The organism is Geminocystis sp. NIES-3709, assembly GCF_001548115.1.
Lineage (GTDB): Bacteria > Cyanobacteriota > Cyanobacteriia > Cyanobacteriales > Cyanobacteriaceae > Geminocystis.
In genome coordinates, this window is the sequence record NZ_AP014821.1 from 2,723,245 (window position 1) to 2,741,951 (window position 18,707).

The following is an 18,707-nucleotide window of genomic DNA, read 5'->3' on the forward strand; positions in this document are numbered from 1 at the left end:
ATAATTAATATTATTATTTTTGATTAAAATTTATAATTGATACTCATGATAAATGTATAGAACCTATTTAATATCTTCCTTAGAATCATTATTCAGTCAATATTGTAGCAAAATATTGAAATTGACGGCAAGATTTATTTCATAAGGGTTATACAATAGATCTCAAATGGGTTCTATATTAGAACAATATCTTAACATTTATTTTGATCATAAAGAATTTGAGTAAGAATTAAAGCATCATTATCAAAAAATCCATTCCAACAATAGCCATTTTTTTTATCTGTCAGTCTTTCGTAAATATTTTCTTGTATTTGGGAAGATAAAGAACCAAATATATCTGTTAAATAAGTTTTTATATTATCTTTATTTTGATGATCCCACAGATATACTAATATATCATTAAATGCTTTTTTAAATGCCATAATACTATTAAATTTTTCAGAAAATATCAAAGCATTAATAGTTGCAACCTGTCCTGCATATTTTCTATTTTCACTTAAATTAGAAATAATTTTACAACCTTTTTCTTGTGCCATATAAGTAAAGGGAACTCCTAATAAAGTAGCATCAAATTCTTTATTCAATAACTTTTCATAACGTAAATCTGTAGCTCCTGCAAATACAATATCTATATCATTAATATTTATTTCATTTTCTTCAAGAATTTTAAACAGAAAACTTGCATAACCAGTAGAAGTATCAATAGCAATTTTTGTTCCCTTCAAATCAGAAAAGGAATTGATATTTTTATGAGAAGTTACAAGGCTTAAAAAACCATCATGAATAGGTATTAAAACTAAAGGAGATTGTAAATTTTGCGAAGACATTTTCGCTTGATCTTTACAAAATAAATAATCATCATAGGACATTAATATAATATCATAATTAGAAGTATTTGTAAGTAACATATCGTGGGTTTGATCTGCATTTTTAGTAAATTTGATCGAAACTTCTAGGGAATATCTTTTGAAAATATCTTGTTTTTTACCTATTTGAAGTAAAAATGCACCACTATCTCGAAAACATAAAATATTTAGTCGATTTATCACTTGATTAGATATTGCTATTGTTAGTTAGGAATTTTAATTATAAGGGAACAAATAATTAATAGATTAAGTCTTTAAATATCGAACCTGTTTGATTATAATTTTATTTGAATAGTGAGGATTTTGGTGAAAATATTGAGACTTAAAAATGATTATTCTCAATGTTTTGATACTTTATGTACTATTATTAAATGGTTCATACCTATCTAAAACTACTATATTTAATTTTTTTCGCTAAAACATTTTTACTTTAATTATTATTATGCTGGAATTACTACCTCTTTTTTTACCTATTAATCCTTCTATAATCTATAGTCAAAACCCTCAAAATAGTGAAATCGTCACTGAAAATCAGACAGTGCGCCCTCTATCGGGACAATTAAATAAAATATCAGTATTTAATAGTAATAGTCCAGAATTAGTTTTAGGTGAAGGAATTTTACTCTCTACTTTTCCTCAAGACAACAAAACTGATGCAACAGCCCATTTAAACTTTCCCTTTGAGGGTAGATTCGATATTTTTGCTCATCATGTATCCAAACCACCCACAGAAGATGATCAAAGAACTTTGTACTTAGGTATTATTGTTCATAATCCTAGTCAAGAAAGTATCTCGATCGACATTTTAGAGGGAGCAAGTTACTTAAGTCAACCTGATGCACCTTTTATTACCCTTCCGTCACAAGTAGAAGGAAGTAATATTTATGCAGGGCCGGGTAGTAGAGTTATGGGAGAAATTTTACAAGGCAAACGTCAAGAAATCTTCCCCCCCAATGTCATTATTCCAGCAGGAGAAAGTCGGATGTTATTAAATGCACCCATTCCTATCCATAGTTTAACACCACCTATAAACGGTCGATCGACTTATCTGAGACTATATAGTAGTGGAAAAGTCTATGTGGCAAGTCTGGCAATGTATCAAGACGAAGATAACAAGCCTCCTAGTCTATCTCAATGGCAAAATCTTTTACAAAATGCTTCTTTATCCACCCCTAGAGATAAAACTCCGACACCTCCAGAAGCACAAGGACAAAGAATTTATGGTAGAGTAGCTGGTGTATCTCAAGGTAATATGTGGAAAACAGATTTAACCGATTCCCCTTCAACTCAATTATTGACGATTCCTAACTCTGGAGAGGCTTTTTCCTATGGTTTAAGTACCCTTATCGGTGGTACATTAGGAACAAATCAAATTCAGACTGCTCCTCTTTTAGTAAGATACCCTGACACAGCTTATAGTGCTCACGGTAATTATGGCTTACAGTATAGTTTAACTTTACCTTTGTTTAATCCTAGTAACGAAACCAAAACCGTTAATATTGCCATTTCTACCCCTGTTAAACAAGATACTCCGGGAGTTAATTTTTTAAATCATCTACCTACTCAGACATTTTTTCGAGGTTTAGTACAGGTAAAATATAATGATGATAATAATATACCTCGCTTACAATATTTTCATTTAGTGCAAAAAAGAGGAGAAAAAGGGGAAAATTTAGTTACTTTAACAATGCCACCACAAACTCAAAAATTAGTATCCGTTGATTTTCTTTATCCTCCTGATGCGACTCCTCCCCAAATTTTGACGGTATCAACAGATGGAAATTAAAGAGGAAGAAAAGCAATTCTATTTATCCATTCTTCATTAGTAAGAATTTCTTAAATTAAAATATAGCGTTTTTCATGGTTACGGGGTACAAAAATAAAATTAAAGTTTCGCTGATTAAAAGATTTAAGCGTACCTCATAAGGGTAAAAATTGCTATATTTAGTTACTTTAATAAAAATTATTTAGTACCGTTGATTAACCCTCGTCTATTTTTATCATTAACAGATGTTTCCATAAATTTGACAAGATGATTTATGTGTTCGTTGTCGCACAAATATTCTAATTCTTTCAATGCTTGATTAATTGTTAAGCCTGATCGATAAAGGATTTTGTAGGCTTTTTTCATCAAAGAAATTTCTTGGATTTCAAAATTATTACGTTTTAATGCTACAAGATTTAACGATCGTACATGGGAGGGGTTGCCTTCGACTAACATATAAGGTGGTACATCTCGATCGATCCTACTCATACCGCCTAACATTGCCATTCTACCAACTTTTACGAATTGGTGAATACCTAACATACCACCGATGACTGCTTTTGATTCTACTTCCACATGACCTGCTAAGGCAACAGAATTGGCAATAACAATACGATCGCCTAAAATACAATTATGGGCAACATGAACATAAGCCATCAAAAGATTATCATTGCCGATGACAGTTTCTTCTCCTTCTCCCGTCGCACGATTAACGGTAACATATTCTCGGATGGTATTGCGATCGCCAATTTTAACAAAACTTTTCGCACCTTTATATTTTAGATCTTGAGGCGATAAACCTAAAGCCGCACCGGGAAAAATTTGATTATCGCAACCAATTTCAATAGCTCCAGAAATAACAACATTTGCACCGACAACTGTATTAGCACCAATTTTTACATCAGCACCAATTACCACATTAGGCCCAATTTCCACAGTAGGATCTAATTCAGCGTTAGGATCAATAATAGCAGTAGGATGTATCACAGTTCGTAAAATAAATTAATGGTATATTTGATGAAATTAGTAATCGAGAATGGACAAAAAAAATCAAGGGATTTTTAAATATACAATTTATCTCATTCAGGTATTAAAAATTAATCGATAAGAGAAAATAGCATTTCTGCTTCTACAACTAATTGTCCATCAACTAACCCTTGACCTTGCATTTTAGCAATACGATTACGTTTAAAAGACAGTAACTCTACTGTAATAATTAATTGATCTCCAGGAATAACAGGGCGACGAAACCTCGCTTTATCAACTCCTGCATAGGCAAAAAACTTACCTTTCATACCGGGTAAAAGAGTTAAAATCACTCCTCCCACTTGTGCCATCGCCTCTAATTGCAATACCCCCGGCATTAAAGGTTTTCCCGGAATATGCCCGGGGAAAAAAGGTTCATTGATGGTGACATTTTTAATACCTGTAGCTTTTTTTCCTTCTGTATAGTCTATAATTCGATCGACTAAAGCAAAAGGATAACGATGGGGTAATAATTCTTGAATTTCCGTGACAGAAAAGGTTATCGGAGTATTTTTCGTTAAATCTTGTTCTTTTTCTGCTATTTGTTCCATTGATGATATTTCCTGAAGACACTTGTCAACGAGCCTTAATTAGAATATCACGAAGAAGTAAAATAATTAACTGTTAAATTTCTCAAAAACTTTTCTTCAGTATCTATATTATGGGAAAAGTATCTGTTAATAATATAATTTGCCTGACTATTTCTGCTATTTTTATACTTGCCCCAGAATTCCCTCTAACAGCTTGTAAATTTTTTTGCATCATAACTAACTTTTCTCTATTTTCTAACAAATCTAATACTAAATTTCCTACTTCTTCTACTGTTAAATAACCGATTAATTCAGGGACAATTTCTTTTTTTGCCCAAATATTTGGCCAAGCATATAATTTTTTATTTTTTATAGCAAATCTTACCACGATCGAGTTTATTAACTTAGCAAAATAATTTCCTATAATGGGTAAATTAGCTAAAATTCCGGGTAAGCCATCCCATGATTTCATTGCCTCTAATTGATATAAAGGAATTAATACTATCATCGGAATTGCTAACGCTCCTAATTGAGCAGTATTTGCCCCTACTGTTGTTAAACAAAGATTACAATTCATTAATTCTTCATAAGCAGGAAATTTAGTAATTAATTTAATTTTTAAACCTTGGGATGTTTGTAAATAAAGTTGTTGTTCTTCTTCAATTAATTCTACTGTTATATTCCCTAGTTTTTCGATTAAAGAATTATTTTTTATATTACCATAACTAGCTAAATTTTCTGGAGAAATTGTCGGAGCAAGAGGAATAATAAAGTCAATATTGCTATTTTTGTTATTAATATATTGTGCGATCGAGCTTAAAAAAGGAATACCTTGAGTTAATTTACTAGCCTTAGAACCGGGTAATAATCCAATTTTTATACTATTTTGAATAGTCTTATTTTCTTCTTCTTTTAAAATACTTATATCTGCCATTAAATCTCCCACAATAGTGCATTTTTGATGAAATTTATCAGGTATTTTCTCAATAACAGCGTCATTCATAACGGCAAAATAATCAATATATCGATACCAACGAGCATCCCATTCAGCATAAATTAAACTTTGAAAACCCAGTCTTTTTGCAATAACTAAAGTAAAAAATTGATCCCCACCTAAAAAGATAACTAAACCCCTCGAATACCAATCCCAATTATTCGCTGTTTTTCCCCATAATAAAAAGCTAAAAAAATTATTTGCTGACTGAATACGATCGATTTCTTGCCACTTACTAGCAATGTTAACCTCATTACCCGTAGCGTGAGGACAAGGTGATAAAATTAAAGAGATGCGAATCTGATCATTAATATTCCCTAATTTTGCTCTAATTTGCTTAATAACAGGTAAAACCCATGTGGTTATTTCTCCTGGGCCGTTAGATAATATTACTATGTCAAAATTACTCATTAGTTAATATAATAGCAATCAATTTTCCTGTTAATTATACCGTTTTAATTTAACCTGCTACCTAACACCTAAAATCTAACATCTAACACTTTTTTTATAATAATTCTGATGAATATTAATACTCCGGATTGGGTTAAAGACGCTATTTTTTATCAAATATTTCCCGATCGATTTGCTAAAGGAAATCCCCCTTACCCTTATAATAACTATTGGCAATCCTCCAACCTCGAATCATGGGAAACTATACCAACTCCACAAAAATATAAAGGTGGCAACTTTTGGGGAATTATCGAAAAACTAGATTATCTTCAAGATTTAGGCATCAACGCCATTTATTTTACTCCTATTTTTCAATCTACCTGTAACCATCGTTATCATACCCATGATTACTACCAAATTGATCCTCTTTTAGGGGGGAATCATAGCTTTAAGGAATTTTTGAAACAAGCCCATCAAAGAGATATTAAAGTAGTCTTAGACGGGGTTTTTAATCATGTGGGGCGAGGATTCTTCTTTTTTAATGATATTCTTGAAAATGGCCCTAATTCTCCTTGGTTAGATTGGTTTAACATTAAAGGATGGCCTTTATCTGCTTATGATGGCTTTTTTCCTGCTAATTATGAGAGTTGGATTGATAACCGTGCTTTACCCCAATTTAATCATCGTAATCCACAGGTGAGAGAATATATCATGCAAGTGGCAGAATATTGGCTTCATCAAGGTATTGACGGATGGCGGTTAGATGTGCCAAATGAAGTGAAAGAGGAAGGTTTTTGGCAGGAATTTCGTACACGGGTTAAAGCCATTAATCCTAATGCTTATATTGTCGGAGAAATTTGGACGGATGCTCGTCAATGGTTAGACGGTAGTCAATTTGACGGAGTAATGAATTATCTTTTTACGGGTGCAACGATGGCTTTTTGTGGTGGCGATCGTATTTTAAAAGAGTATGTAGAAAAACCCCCTTATGATCCTTATCCGGCTATTAATGCTCAACAATATCAGAAAAAAATAGAATATTTATTAAGTCTTTATGATTGGGAAATTACCTTAACTCAACTTAACTTATTAGCAAGTCATGATACTGCAAGATTATTAACGATCGCTGGAAATGACATTAAAACTGTAGAATTATGTACACTACTACTATTTACGTTTCCGGGTGCCCCTAGTATTTATTATGGAGATGAATTAGGCTTACAAGGAGGTTTAGATCCAGATTCACGACGTAGTTTTCCTGAGTTTCAAGAAGGGAATCAACATTTGTGGAATTACCACAAAAAACTAATTAAATTAAGACATCAATATCCCGCTTTAAGAAGAGGTAAATATCAAGTATTAAAAGCACAAGAAAATATTTATATTTTTAGTCGTGAATTAGATAAAGAAAAGATAATAATAGCAATTAATATAGGTAATAAATCACAAGAAATTACTTTAGAGTTAGAAGAAAATGTTAATAAAATTATCTGGGGAGAAGGCTCATTTTTGATCGATAAAATACCAGAACATTATATCCTATCTTTAAGGTTAAAACCTCGTGATAGCTTAATTTTACTAAACTGAACAATTGATAATTATTCTTATTGTTAGGAAAATATCCACTTAAAAATTTTAAAAATCTTATTTAAAGTCAGCTTAGTAAATGGAAGGTTTTTTCAACTGAGATTAAACTATATTACAAAGTCAAAAAATAAGGAATATTATCGTTTTTGTATTAATTGTCAATTGTCAACTATCAATTGTCCATTACTTGCTAGGCATTAGAGGCAAAAAAGGCGATCGCAATTACTCCCCCTACTAGAATAAACCCAAGAATGCCCAAAATAAGATAATTTCTTTGTTCTTTTTTGGTTGGTGGTTCAGCTTGATAAACTTTTGGTTCATTGGCGAAATTATTGATTCTCCCACCGTCTTCAGTGGTATATGGCATATTATTAACCTCTTATAATTAAATTTAACGGATAGTCAACCATCCATGTTAAATTTTACACTGTTTTTGTAATTATTCTTAACTTATCTTAAAATTTTAAAAAGTAACTTAAATTAATACAAAATTTTAAACGGCTCTCAATTGGCGAGTGCTATTACCAGTTATTGCTTTCTAGCTTCTATTACTTTAATAAATTCAGAATGACTAATTTTAAAAGAATCATCAATTTTTTCTACGGTAAAGTTTCTTTCTTCTTTCTGAGTTGAACCATCGGGATAATAATAAGTGTTATTCCCTAATAAAGTTATCGATTTTTCATCTTCTTTAATAATTTGTAAGTTTTCTACGGTTATTTGACTAAATTGATTAAAAAATTTGGGATCTAAGTTATCAGGATTAGCAAATATAGTTCTAGCTTGGTCATACTGTTTTTGAGATACTAAATTATATAATTGTTGTATTGTTGCGATCGCATCATTACCGTTAATAGGTGGCGTTTCATCAAGAATCACATTGTCTTCGGGATTAGATTCAGGGTTAGATTCACTAATAGATTCGGGATTAGATTCAGGATTAGGAGTATCAGTTACAGGTTGAGTTTCTGAGTTATTTTGAGCTTTTTCTTCTGCCTGTCTTCTCAATTCCTCTGCCATAATTCTTTCAGATTCAGCTCTTTTTCTTAATCTTTCCGCTTCTAAACGTTTACTCGCTTCTTCTTCAAGTTTCTGCTTCTGCTGGGCTAATCTAGCTTCTGTTTCTACCTTTAATTTTTCGATATTAGCTAATTCGGCTTGGGTTTGTTTAACATATTGTAGAAAAATAAATCCCCCAGATAAAGTAACTCCCGCTATCATGGCACTTAAAATTAAGGGTAGCCAACTATTTTTATTTTCTTCAATATTGCTATTTTCTTGAATAGGTTTTGATACTCGTCCAGAAGTATTACGAGATGGTGATTTTTGTCGTTTACTAACGGAAGTTTCTTGAGAATTATAATTTCTTGATGATACTGGGTTGGGAGTATAAACTGGTTTAGGTGTTGAGGATAACTGAGGTTTTTGATAAATTTGATCCTTTGTTACGGCTACTGTAGGAGATTCTCTCCCTGTGAAAGGCAAAGCAACAGGAATATTTTTACCTTGAGGAATGACAGCAACAGTTTTAATTTCACTTAAATATAAGTCTTGATACATCTGTTCTGCGGTAGTGTAACGTTGACTTAAGTCAATTTTCGTTGCTTTTTCTAGTACTCTTTGCAATAATGGATCTAAGTTAGCCACATGATCAGCCCATTCTAGTTGACCATTTAATGAATTACTTGAAAATTCGATCGGGTATTTACCTGTTAAACTGTAAATCATGGTCAATCCTAGAGCAAACAAGTCACTACTATAGATAGTACGTCCTGTACTTTGTTCTGGTGGCATAAAGCCTCTTGTACCAACGATTACAGAGCTTACCATTGATCCTGAACCTAGGGCAACAGTCCCCATTGTTTCTTTAACCGCACCAAAGTCGATTAAGACAGGCTTATTGTCTCGACTACGGACTATAATATTTTCAGGTTTAATATCTCGGTGAATGATTTTTTTGCTGTGAATGTATTGAAGGGTTTTAAGCAAAGAGGATAAAATATCGTGACATTGAGAAGAATCAACAATACCTAACTGTGCTAAACTTTTACCTTCCACATATTCTTGCACAAGGTAAAATCTATCGTTATCCACAAAATAAGCGTATAAAGTAGGGATTTCTGTGCAATGTTGCCCTAAATCTTCTAATACTTGGGCTTCTTTTCGGAATAAATCTTCAATGACTTCTGCTGATACCCGATGGTTAGAATTAATCGGTTTAAGACGCTTAATAACAATTAACCGTTGAGAAGGCATATGAGTATCTCTAGCTAAAAAAGTCTCCCCAAAACCTCCTTGAGCTAAAGTATTAACAATTTGATAACGTCCAGCAATTAAAGATTCCATTTGAGCAAATGTGCGATTATCGATCGACAATTAATAATAAATTTATTTATTGATCATCTATCTTAACGATTAACGGCTAAGTGTCAACTGGAAATGATATAAATTTGATGTATAAAACAAATTAAGATAAAGTTTATTTCTAGTAGTTACTTTTTTATATTTTTCACATTATAACCATCATAAATTATTGATAAACTTTCAAATAGTAAATTTTGTTATATTTTTACTAGGATTAGCTATTAAGTAATGATCTAAGTTTTATAAAAACTAACATTGTTAATTATTAATTATTTTCTCTTATTAAAAAAGAAGATAATGTTTGGCTTCTTCCGAGACAGCGAGAGATTTATCTTCAGATAATATCATTAAAATTTCTCGTACTTTTTCCCCTCCAAATCTGCCTAATGCCTGTGCTAAACGGTGGCGAATTTGCCAATCATCATTATTCACAAAAGGAATTAATAAATCGATCGCGCGATCGTCTCCCAATTCCCCTAATGCACTGATAGAAGCAGTTTGAAGGAGTTCGTTGTCAGAGTGTAAAGCATCTTTTAATAAATCAAATCCATCACGGTGTCCCAACTCACCCAAAGCGGCTACAATACTAAATTGAATTAGCCAATCTTCAGTCTCATAATATACTTTTTTTAAGTCTGGAAAGGCTTTTGTAATTTTTAATCCTGCGATCGCATCGGCGGCAGCGGCTCGAACATCCGATTCTGAATCGTTATATAATCGGTCTAAGAGAATTTCTAAGGATTGTTCAAGGTTAACATCTCCAAGAGTGTCTAGCTGAGAAATGGCTGCATAACGAATTCTCACATTAGCATCATTCACGATCGACATTAGTAATTCATAGGCTTTTTCTTTGTCTAGTTGTCTTAATTCATTGATACCTCGAATACGATCGCCAAAATTATCGGAATTTATTAATGTACTTACTGATTCTGGTGTAATACTCATATTTAATTAATAGGGAATAGTTAATAATGATTAAAATTAATATTTTTCTGTGTCAATGGTTAAACAGTTTAATCCATAGCCATTGCTCGAATAATATCTCCTTGAGTAATAATGCCAATTACTCTACCTTCATCATTAACTACTGGAAGGCGACGCACTGGTTTATCATGAAGCAACTGAGCCGCTTTTTTTACAGGTTGATTACTTTCGATCGTAATTACCTTATCATTCATAACCTCACCGACAGTTTGCCCTAATGCTTTATGAATTTCTTTTTCGTAACGTCCGGGATTTTCTAAATAGATGATACTATCTAAAATCATGATATACGGAGGAGGCTCAACTCCTGTTTCTTGCCACATTAAATCACTCTCGGAAATTACTCCCACTAATTCCCCATCATCATCAATCACCGGTAATCCACTTATTTTATTTTCCGCTAAAATGGCGATCGCTTCTTTTAAAGGAGTTTGAGGTGTAACGGTAATAGGACTAGGTGTCATCACCTCAGCAACAGTTTTATTCATAATTTTATTAATTCTAATTTCTTAACACTGGTAATTGTATCAAAATGCACTGTCTGAATTTTTTATTTGTTTCAATTATTTATACTCAGTAAGAAAATATACTTACCCACGTCATAATTTAATGAGGAATGGGTAATGGGTAATTTAGTTTAGTTGCTAAGAGAAACTTTTGCTATTGGTTTCCTTAAAATTTATTCCAAGGTGAGTTATTGGTTAATCCTTAACGGCTAACGGCTAACTGCTAATAGCTAACTCCTAACAGTTTCGTATCTTATACAACTTTTGTTCTTACCTGAATCAATTACTTTCATTACTGGGTAACGGAGCAAATTAATTGTATATTTAATGAACAGCACTCTTACATTAAGAAATAGGTTGAATCAAATTTTAAACAACTGAAATCACAATATACAATTTATCCAAAAGAGTACTTATTTTTAATTAATATTATAATTCGATCGTAGAGGTATAAAAATGACACAACCAGCCTGTGAATATCAACCCGGATTAGAGGGAATTCCCGTTGCTCAATCGAGTATCAGTTTTGTCGATGGAAAAAACGGCATTTTAGAATATAGGGGCATTAATATTGAAGAATTAGCCCAAAAAAGTACCTTTCTCGAAACTGCTTATTTATTAATTTGGGGTAAATTGCCCACTAAAGAAGAATTAGCAACTTTTCAAGATGACATTACCCGTCACCGTCGAATTAAATACCATATTCGGGATATGATGAAGTGTTTTCCAGAAAGTGGACATCCGATGGATGCCTTACAAACTTCTGCCGCCGCTTTAGGATTGTTTTATTCCCGTCGTGCCTTAGCCAAAGAAGAATATATTAGAGATGCTGTCATTAGATTATTAGCTAAAATTCCGACGATGGTTGCGGCATTTGCTCAAATGCGTAACGGAAATGATCCCATTAAACCCAGTGATCAGTTAAATTATTCTGCTAACTTTCTCTATATGTTAACAGAAAAAGAACCTGAACCCTTAGAAGCCCGAATTTTCGATGTCTGCTTGATGCTTCATGCCGAACATACCATGAATGCTTCCACTTTTTCCGCAATGGTGACGGCTTCCACTTTAACAGATCCTTATGCAGTAGTAGCTTCCGCCGTCGGAACATTAGCTGGACCTTTACATGGTGGTGCTAATGAAGAAGTTTTATCAATGTTAGAAGACATTGGCAGTGTCGAAAAAGTTCGTCCTTACATAGAGGATTGCATCAAAAATAAAAAGAAAATTATGGGTTTTGGTCATCGGGTTTATAAAGTAAAAGATCCCCGTGCTAAAATCTTACAACAGTTAGCTGAACGTTTGTTTGAATTAACAGGTTATGACGAGTATTATGAGATTGCCTTAGAAGTTGAAAAAGTCGTAGCTGAGAATTTAGGACATAAAGGTATTTATGCTAATGTAGATTTTTACTCTGGTTTGGTTTATCGCAAATTAGGTATTAAATCGGATTTATTTACGCCCATGTTTGCGATTTCTAGGGTTGCCGGTTGGTTAGCACACTGGAAAGAACAATTAGTGGTTAATAGAATTTTCCGTCCTACTCAAGTATATATCGGAGATCATGATCAAGTATATATTCCGATCGAACAGAGATCATAAAAATCAATTCTTGTCACTTTTCCCTCTCGTTACCGAGAATTTATGATAGAGGTGCAAGATCTAAATAATATATAGATGACTTAAATAAAACGAGAGTTTAAAATTCTCGTAAGTCTTCTTTTGAATTTTACATTCTCAATTTTCCATTGCTCTACCTGTCTGCTAACTTAAACACTATATAATTGAATATTAGTCAAAGATTCTCACACAAAATTAAGATGAAAATAGGTGTCCCTAAAGAAATTAAAGATCGAGAATTTCGGGTTGGGTTAACTCCAGCTAGTACAAAAGTTCTAATTGAACAAAATCATCAGGTATTTATCGAAGATAATGGCGGTTTAGGTTCTGGTTTTACGAATGAGGATTACGAAAAAGTAGGGGCTAACATTGTAGATGCTCAAACGGCATGGAATCAAGAGTTAATCATTAAAGTTAAAGAACCTCTGAGTTCTGAATATCAGTATATCTACTCTGGACAAATCTTATTCACCTATCTTCATTTAGCCGCCGATCGTACTTTAACAGAATTTTTGCTTAAAAGTGGTGTTACGGGTATCGCTTACGAAACAGTACAATTATCCGATGGCCGACTACCATTATTAACTCCTATGAGTATCATTGCCGGGCGATTATCGGTACAAATCGGGGCAAGATACCTAGAAAAACAACAAGGAGGGAAAGGTATCTTATTAGGTGGAATGCCGGGGGTAACACGGGGAAACGTTGTCATTTTAGGGGGGGGAATAGTTGGTACAGAAGCGGCTAAAATTGCCGTAGGAATGGGAGCAAAAGTAACTATTTTAGATGTTAATATCGATCGATTATCTTATCTCGAAACCCTCTTTGGATCAAGAGTAGAGTTGTTATACAGCAATTCTCAATATATTGCCCAAAGTGTCAAAAGTGCTGATCTACTTATTGGTGCAGTGTTAATTACCGGTAGAAAAGCACCCATTCTAGTATCTAGGGAATTAGTACAACAAATGGCCCATGGATCGGTTATTATGGATGTAGCAGTGGATCAAGGTGGTTGTATTGAAACTTTACGCACAACTTCCCATAGTGATCCCAGTTATGTTGAAGAAGGAGTGATTCATTTAGGTATTCCCAATCTTCCGGGTGCTGTACCTCGTACTGCTACTCAAGCATTGAACAATAATACTTTACCTTATATCATAAAATTAGCTAATCAAGGTATTGGAGCATTAAAACAAGATGTCAGTTTAGCACAAGGATTAAATGTACAATATCATCGTTTAGTACATCCTGCTGTACAACAAGTATTCCCAGATCTTGCGATCGCTAGTTAGAAGTAATAGAAAATTAATTCCTAATTTATAATCATGCACATTCCCGATGGAATTTTACCTCCAGCCATTTCTATTTCTGGTTATGCCATTACAGGGGGAATAACTTGGTTTTCTTTACGGCAAATTAGTAAACAGCCAGACTATCAAGAACAAATACCGAAAGCCTCTTTATTAACTGCCGCTTTTTTTGTTTCCTCCCTGATTCATATTCCCATTCCACCTTTTAGTATTCACTTAGTATTAAATGGTATTATGGGTTTGGTATTAGGTTATTTTGCTTTTCCTGCCATTCTTATCGGCTTATTTTTTCAAGCAGTATTTTTTCAACATGGTGGCTTATCGACTCTCGGTATTAATGCTATTATTATGGGTATTCCTTCTTTAGTGGCTTATTCTCTTTGGTCATTAAGAAAATTATCTTTATTTAATAATCCTATTACTCAAAATATATTGACTTTTTTTGTAGGCTCGATCGCTGTCTTTCTTTCCGCACTAATCTTTGTCTTTATTACACTAAATACAATCTCTTCAGACTTTAATATTGATACAGAAAAAACCGCAATTTTAACTTCTTTAATTGGTTATAGTATCCAAGGAATAATTGAAGGTATTTTAACGGTTATGTTAGTCAACTTTTTAGAAAAAGTCAAACCTGAAATAATAAGTAATTAGAATTTACTGAATAAATCACAAAAATATTTAAATGTTTTATTATTCTTTACATTTTATCTTTTTGGCTCTCCTACAGTAGTTATGACAAATTAATAGAAAATAATTAATATAAACTTTGATAGCTATAGCTTTGACTCTTTTAAAAATGGTTAAAATAAGGCTTAAAACCTTATAGGGTTCAATAATATTCAACCCCTATGAACATCAAAAATTGACAAATGAACCATTATTTAATCAATTCTACGGCATCTCTACCGTCGATCGATTCTAAATAAACTTTTACTTGTTCTTCTTTAGCCGTGGGTAACGATTTACCGATGAAATCTGGATGTATCGGTAGTTGTCGATGACCTCGATCAACTAATACTACTAATTTAATAATTTCGGGGCGCCCATATTCACTAACAGCATTTAAAGCGGCACGAATAGTTCTACCTTTATAAATAACATCATCGATGAGGATGACAATTTTTCCTGTCAAATCAAAGGGAATTTGGGTTCTTTCTGGGGTACGAGTTTTAATTTTATCTAAGTCATCTCGATAAAAGGTAATATCGATCGCACCTACGGGTACTTTAACCTGTTCAATAACCTCAATTTGATTAGCAATTAAAGAAGCTAGAGGAACACCTCTTGTATAAATCCCTAGTAACACTACTTGAGATAAATCCGAGGCCTCCTCAACAATTTGAGATGCTAAACGAGTTAAAGTACGACGTATTTCGTCTGCCGATAATATTTCGATAATTTGGCTGGACATAACAGAGAATTGAAAATGGAGAATTGAGAATGAACACTCTAATTTTTTTACTTCTTACTTATTACTTTTTATTCATTATTCCACTGCGACTAAAACAACGGTAATATTATCCGAACCGCCTCCGTCTTTAGCATTTTGCACGAGGGTACTAGCCGCTTCTTCAAGGTTTTCAGGTTCACCTAAAGATTTACTAATTAATTCATCGGAAACTTCCTCCGTTAAACCATCACTACATAATAAAAAGCGATCGCCAGAGAGAGTTTCTTCAATTTGTTGAATATCAATACCTTCGTATAAATCTCGTCTGCCTAAACATTGAGATAAAACATGGCGCCAAGGGTGATGTTTCGCATCTTCGGGGGTGATTTCCCCCGCTCGAATTGCCTGAGAAATCCATGTATGATCGAGAGTGACTTGTTCTAATTTTCCGTCTCTTAGACGATAAAGACGAGAGTCTCCGACATGAGCTCTCCAAGTTTCTTCATTGCGAAATACAATCATTACAAGAGTAGTCCCCATATCTGCCCTAGCCGGATGAGTACTTTGATCTTCTAAAATCCCCTCATTAGCTTGATAAATGGCTTTTTCGATCAAATCGTAGGATTCGATCGGTGCGTCCCAATTAGCCTCTAAATAGTCTTTAATTACTTGTGTGGCGATGCGACTGGCTTCTTCTCCTCCAGCATGACCACCCATACCATCGGCTAAAATAAAAAATCTACCCTCTGGGTCAATGTAATGATTATCTTGATTATAAGGTCTAACTAATCCGGGGTCGGTTAAACCAGTAGATGCAAATTTCATAAAGTTAATCTAATTTTTAGTTGCAATATTTTATTATAGTTTGCGATCGAATTTGTCTAATTGTCTCAGTAAACGGAATAAGGAAAAAGCCGGAAAAATACTGAGAATAGCTACAGCGATCGCTAATTGCCAAAGTCCATTAACAACCAGTATAGTACTAGATAGAATTAAAGCACTCATAAATAAACTATAATTCGTTGTCATTTGCATACTTGCTACACGACGCAATAACCGCTCCGACTCCAACGATCGAACTCGTAAACGGAGATCACCCCGTTCTAGTTTATCTATTGTATCCTCTAAACGTCTTGGAAGGCTTAAAGCAGTGTTACTTACTTGAAATGCCTGACGACTAATCTCATCAAAAATTGACTTTCCAACACCGTTATTATTAAAATCATTCATTACTTGTAAGGCAAAAGGTTGTGCCACCTCCATAAAGTTAAATTCTGGATCTAAACCCTTTCCAACTCCTTCTAAAGTCGAAAAAGCCCGCATTACGAAGGTAAATGTCGCAGGAAAACGAAAGGGTTGATCATAGGCTATTTCGTACAAATCTTCGCTAATTTGACTAATGGATTGTTCCTCAAAAGGTTTATCCATGAAGTTGTCTAACATAAATTGTACCGATCGGCGCACAGGGCCTGGATCATCCATTACCGCTAAGGCTTCTAAGTCTATTAAAGCAGAAACTACTCGATCTGCATTCTTTTCCGTAATACCGAATAACATCTCGATAAGTTTTTCTTTGACGTTACTTTTTAACTGTCCCATCATGCCAAAATCATAGAAAATTAAAGCACCATCGACCGCGACAGCTAAGTTACCTGGATGAGGATCCGCATGGAAAAAACCATCGTTGAGCAACTGTTGTAAATAAGCCCTCGCCCCCAACTTCGCTAATATTTTTCGATCAAGTCCTGCCGCTTCTAAGGCTTCATAGTGACTAATTTTGATACCCGGCATATATTCTAAAGTAAGAACTCTAGGAGAAGTATAACGCCAATAAACTTTTGGTACTTTCACCCAATCAGCACTCCGAAAATTACGGCGAAAAGTATCTGCATTACGTCCTTCTTTTAAATAATCTGTTTCCTCCCACAAAATACGACAACATTCCTCATAAATACCTAACCAGTCTCTACCTTTTCCCCAACGAGGATGATTTTGAAAATAGCGAGTAATTTGTTTAAGGATGGCTAAATCAATAGTAAATAACTGTGGTAATCCCGGGCGTTGAATTTTAACGACAACTTCTTCCCCTGAGTATAATTGTGCTTTGTGGACTTGTCCTAAACTGGCGGCGGCTAAAGGAGTGGGATCAAAACTACGAAATAATTTATTAACGGATTTACTTAAATCTTTTTCAATAATAGCAGTAACTTGTTCAAAACTAAAAGCTGGAACTCGATCTTGTAACTTTGATAATTCTTCTACATATTCCACGGGAAAAATATCCGCACGAGTAGAGAAAAGTTGACCTACCTTAATAAAAGTAGGCCCTAATTCCAATAAATTTTCTCGAATCCATCCAGCCTGAATACGACGACGATTCGATCGTTTTTCCTCGGTATAACCATTAGCATAAGTCCATTTTTTACTATTACGCCAGAGTTTGAATAGAAGAATTAAAACAAAAGTCCAAATATCTACACGACGACGAAAACGAGAATAATTTTCCCGATTCCAACGATAAACTTTTTTCCCCGCCTCTGGTTTATTATTTAAGGGCATAGGAGTAAAATCTGGATTAGAGGGTAAATATTTTTGCGGATTAGAATATGCTGATGACACTGATATTTTTTTAATGTGATTTAGTGAAAAAGTTGATATTATTGCTTATTTTTTAATTGTTAATTGTTGATTCTCTTTACTATGATTTTTGACGATAATTGTTTAATTCTGCTTTTAAACGGGCAATTTCCGCCCTTAACTCGTCTAATAATTCTTGTAAATCAACAGTGGTATCAGCCGTTACCGTGATAGTAGTCGGGTTATCAGTTTTTTGTTTTTGAGCTTCAGCTCTAGCTTTTACCTCTCTAGCAAACTCCTCTAATCTTTGTCTAGTTTCCGCGTCAAATTTACCAATATCGCTGAGGATATGGGTTAAGCTGTCTTCTACTTTTTCTGTGACAACTTCGGCGAAGGCTTTACCGAGAATAAATGCTTCTGTTAATGGGTTACTCATTTGCAATATTTCTTAACGCTTTTGTTACAAATTATATCTTTATTTTCTCAGTTTGGAATGAATTATACTCATTGAGATCATAATCTGATATTACAATGTAACTATTTAAACACAAAATTTCCCCTGTCTCCTAGTTGCATCGTTTAAAATGAGATTAATACACTTTAAACTAATTTTTTGTAAAGTAAAAAAAATCACATATCCTTCACTAAAAGATAAGAGACAAATAAAGTTCTATTTTGGATATTCTTAGTTGAAAATAACGAAAAAAACTTATTCAATATTTTTTTAATCATCTGATGACAATTACAATTACAGGTCAATAAATGTAGAGAATGGGCGGAACGAGACCCGAACTA

Annotated in this window: 17 protein-coding genes; 5 read left to right on the forward strand and 12 right to left on the reverse strand. The window is 33.6% G+C overall.

The genetic code is table 11. From position 1 onward, the window contains the following. Positions 1-191: 191 nt before the first annotated feature. Positions 192-1,049: an ABC transporter substrate-binding protein gene (locus GM3709_RS11500; protein ID WP_066119476.1), complete on the reverse strand. Its 858-nt coding sequence runs from the start codon at positions 1,047-1,049 to the stop codon at positions 192-194. 259 nt (positions 1,050-1,308) lie between these two features. Between GM3709_RS11500 and GM3709_RS11505 the strand changes: the two genes are divergently transcribed. Next, positions 1,309-2,652, forward strand: coding sequence for a DUF3370 domain-containing protein (locus tag GM3709_RS11505; RefSeq protein ID WP_082712987.1), 1,344 nt, complete (start codon positions 1,309-1,311; stop codon positions 2,650-2,652). 177 nt (positions 2,653-2,829) lie between these two features. On the opposite strand, the gene lpxA is transcribed toward GM3709_RS11505, so the two are convergent. The 3 genes from lpxA to GM3709_RS11520 form a co-directional block, all read right to left on the reverse strand. Then, a complete protein-coding gene (gene lpxA / locus GM3709_RS11510; RefSeq protein ID WP_066119479.1) occupies positions 2,830-3,618 on the reverse strand; it encodes an acyl-ACP--UDP-N-acetylglucosamine O-acyltransferase in 789 nt (262 codons plus the stop codon). A 110-nt stretch (positions 3,619-3,728) separates the two neighbouring features. After that, complete coding sequence (gene fabZ, locus GM3709_RS11515; RefSeq protein WP_066119482.1) at positions 3,729-4,208, reverse strand: 3-hydroxyacyl-ACP dehydratase FabZ; 480 nt, start codon at positions 4,206-4,208, stop codon at positions 3,729-3,731. A 103-nt stretch (positions 4,209-4,311) separates the two neighbouring features. Further along, a complete protein-coding gene (locus GM3709_RS11520; protein WP_066119484.1) occupies positions 4,312-5,592 on the reverse strand; it encodes a hypothetical protein in 1,281 nt (426 codons plus the stop codon). A gap of 108 nt (positions 5,593-5,700) precedes the next feature. Here GM3709_RS11520 and GM3709_RS11525 point away from each other — a divergent pair, with 108 nt between their 5' ends. Next, on the forward strand, positions 5,701-7,158 hold the full coding sequence (locus tag GM3709_RS11525) for a glycoside hydrolase family 13 protein (protein ID WP_066119486.1): 1,458 nt from the start codon (positions 5,701-5,703) through the stop codon (positions 7,156-7,158). A 190-nt stretch (positions 7,159-7,348) separates the two neighbouring features. On the opposite strand, the gene psb34 is transcribed toward GM3709_RS11525, so the two are convergent. The 4 genes from psb34 to GM3709_RS11540 all read right to left on the reverse strand — a co-directional run bounded on the left by psb34 (position 7,349) and on the right by GM3709_RS11540 (position 10,994). Beyond that, positions 7,349-7,525 (reverse strand): photosystem II assembly protein Psb34, encoded by a 177-nt coding sequence (psb34, locus tag GM3709_RS20200; protein WP_144439437.1) that lies wholly within the window; start codon positions 7,523-7,525, stop codon positions 7,349-7,351. 161 nt (positions 7,526-7,686) lie between these two features. After that, on the reverse strand, positions 7,687-9,504 hold the full coding sequence (locus tag GM3709_RS11530; protein WP_066119488.1) for a protein kinase domain-containing protein: 1,818 nt from the start codon (positions 9,502-9,504) through the stop codon (positions 7,687-7,689). A gap of 300 nt (positions 9,505-9,804) precedes the next feature. Next, on the reverse strand, positions 9,805-10,467 hold the full coding sequence (gene nblB / locus GM3709_RS11535; RefSeq protein WP_066119490.1) for a phycobilisome degradation protein NblB: 663 nt from the start codon (positions 10,465-10,467) through the stop codon (positions 9,805-9,807). 68 nt (positions 10,468-10,535) lie between these two features. Continuing rightward, entirely contained in the window at positions 10,536-10,994 is a 459-nt protein-coding gene (locus GM3709_RS11540) for a CBS domain-containing protein (protein ID WP_066119492.1), read from the reverse strand. Positions 10,995-11,468: 474 nt separating this feature from the next. On the opposite strand from GM3709_RS11540, the gene GM3709_RS11545 reads away from it, so the two are divergent. The 3 genes from GM3709_RS11545 to cbiM all read left to right on the forward strand — a co-directional run bounded on the left by GM3709_RS11545 (position 11,469) and on the right by cbiM (position 14,596). Next, positions 11,469-12,614, forward strand: coding sequence for a citrate synthase (locus GM3709_RS11545; RefSeq protein ID WP_066119494.1), 1,146 nt, complete (start codon positions 11,469-11,471; stop codon positions 12,612-12,614). 218 nt (positions 12,615-12,832) lie between these two features. Next, a complete protein-coding gene (gene ald / locus GM3709_RS11550; protein ID WP_066119495.1) occupies positions 12,833-13,924 on the forward strand; it encodes an alanine dehydrogenase in 1,092 nt (363 codons plus the stop codon). Positions 13,925-13,957: 33 nt separating this feature from the next. Beyond that, on the forward strand, positions 13,958-14,596 hold the full coding sequence (gene cbiM, locus GM3709_RS11555; protein WP_066119497.1) for a cobalt transporter CbiM: 639 nt from the start codon (positions 13,958-13,960) through the stop codon (positions 14,594-14,596). 226 nt (positions 14,597-14,822) lie between these two features. Here the strand turns inward: cbiM and pyrR are convergent, their stop codons facing one another. The 4 genes from pyrR to GM3709_RS11575 form a co-directional block, all read right to left on the reverse strand. Then, on the reverse strand, positions 14,823-15,356 hold the full coding sequence (pyrR, locus tag GM3709_RS11560; RefSeq protein ID WP_066119499.1) for a bifunctional pyr operon transcriptional regulator/uracil phosphoribosyltransferase PyrR: 534 nt from the start codon (positions 15,354-15,356) through the stop codon (positions 14,823-14,825). 75 nt (positions 15,357-15,431) lie between these two features. Then, positions 15,432-16,160: a PP2C family serine/threonine-protein phosphatase gene (locus GM3709_RS11565; protein ID WP_066119501.1), complete on the reverse strand. Its 729-nt coding sequence runs from the start codon at positions 16,158-16,160 to the stop codon at positions 15,432-15,434. Positions 16,161-16,193: 33 nt separating this feature from the next. Then, a complete protein-coding gene (locus tag GM3709_RS11570; protein WP_066121884.1) occupies positions 16,194-17,894 on the reverse strand; it encodes an AarF/ABC1/UbiB kinase family protein in 1,701 nt (566 codons plus the stop codon). A gap of 139 nt (positions 17,895-18,033) precedes the next feature. Further along, the gene (locus GM3709_RS11575) at positions 18,034-18,348 is read right to left on the reverse strand and encodes a DUF6825 family protein (protein WP_066119503.1); all 315 of its coding nucleotides are present in this window, start codon (positions 18,346-18,348) and stop codon (positions 18,034-18,036) included. Positions 18,349-18,707: the final 359 nt, after the last annotated feature.

Coding starts and splice junctions, on each gene's coding strand:
- GM3709_RS11545 (WP_066119494.1), top strand. CDS start 11,469: ATGACACAACCAGCCTGTGAATATCAACCCGGATTAGAGGGAATTCCC.
- GM3709_RS11570 (WP_066121884.1), bottom strand. CDS start 17,894: ATGCCCTTAAATAATAAACCAGAGGCGGGGAAAAAAGTTTATCGTTGG.
- GM3709_RS11565 (WP_066119501.1), bottom strand. CDS start 16,160: ATGAAATTTGCATCTACTGGTTTAACCGACCCCGGATTAGTTAGACCT.
- cbiM (WP_066119497.1), top strand. CDS start 13,958: ATGCACATTCCCGATGGAATTTTACCTCCAGCCATTTCTATTTCTGGT.
- fabZ (WP_066119482.1), bottom strand. CDS start 4,208: ATGGAACAAATAGCAGAAAAAGAACAAGATTTAACGAAAAATACTCCG.
- ald (WP_066119495.1), top strand. CDS start 12,833: ATGAAAATAGGTGTCCCTAAAGAAATTAAAGATCGAGAATTTCGGGTT.
- psb34 (WP_144439437.1), bottom strand. CDS start 7,525: ATGCCATATACCACTGAAGACGGTGGGAGAATCAATAATTTCGCCAAT.
- nblB (WP_066119490.1), bottom strand. CDS start 10,467: ATGAGTATTACACCAGAATCAGTAAGTACATTAATAAATTCCGATAAT.
- pyrR (WP_066119499.1), bottom strand. CDS start 15,356: ATGTCCAGCCAAATTATCGAAATATTATCGGCAGACGAAATACGTCGT.
- GM3709_RS11530 (WP_066119488.1), bottom strand. CDS start 9,504: ATGGAATCTTTAATTGCTGGACGTTATCAAATTGTTAATACTTTAGCT.
- GM3709_RS11575 (WP_066119503.1), bottom strand. CDS start 18,348: ATGAGTAACCCATTAACAGAAGCATTTATTCTCGGTAAAGCCTTCGCC.
- GM3709_RS11505 (WP_082712987.1), top strand. CDS start 1,309: ATGCTGGAATTACTACCTCTTTTTTTACCTATTAATCCTTCTATAATC.
- GM3709_RS11540 (WP_066119492.1), bottom strand. CDS start 10,994: ATGAATAAAACTGTTGCTGAGGTGATGACACCTAGTCCTATTACCGTT.
- GM3709_RS11520 (WP_066119484.1), bottom strand. CDS start 5,592: ATGAGTAATTTTGACATAGTAATATTATCTAACGGCCCAGGAGAAATA.
- GM3709_RS11525 (WP_066119486.1), top strand. CDS start 5,701: ATGAATATTAATACTCCGGATTGGGTTAAAGACGCTATTTTTTATCAA.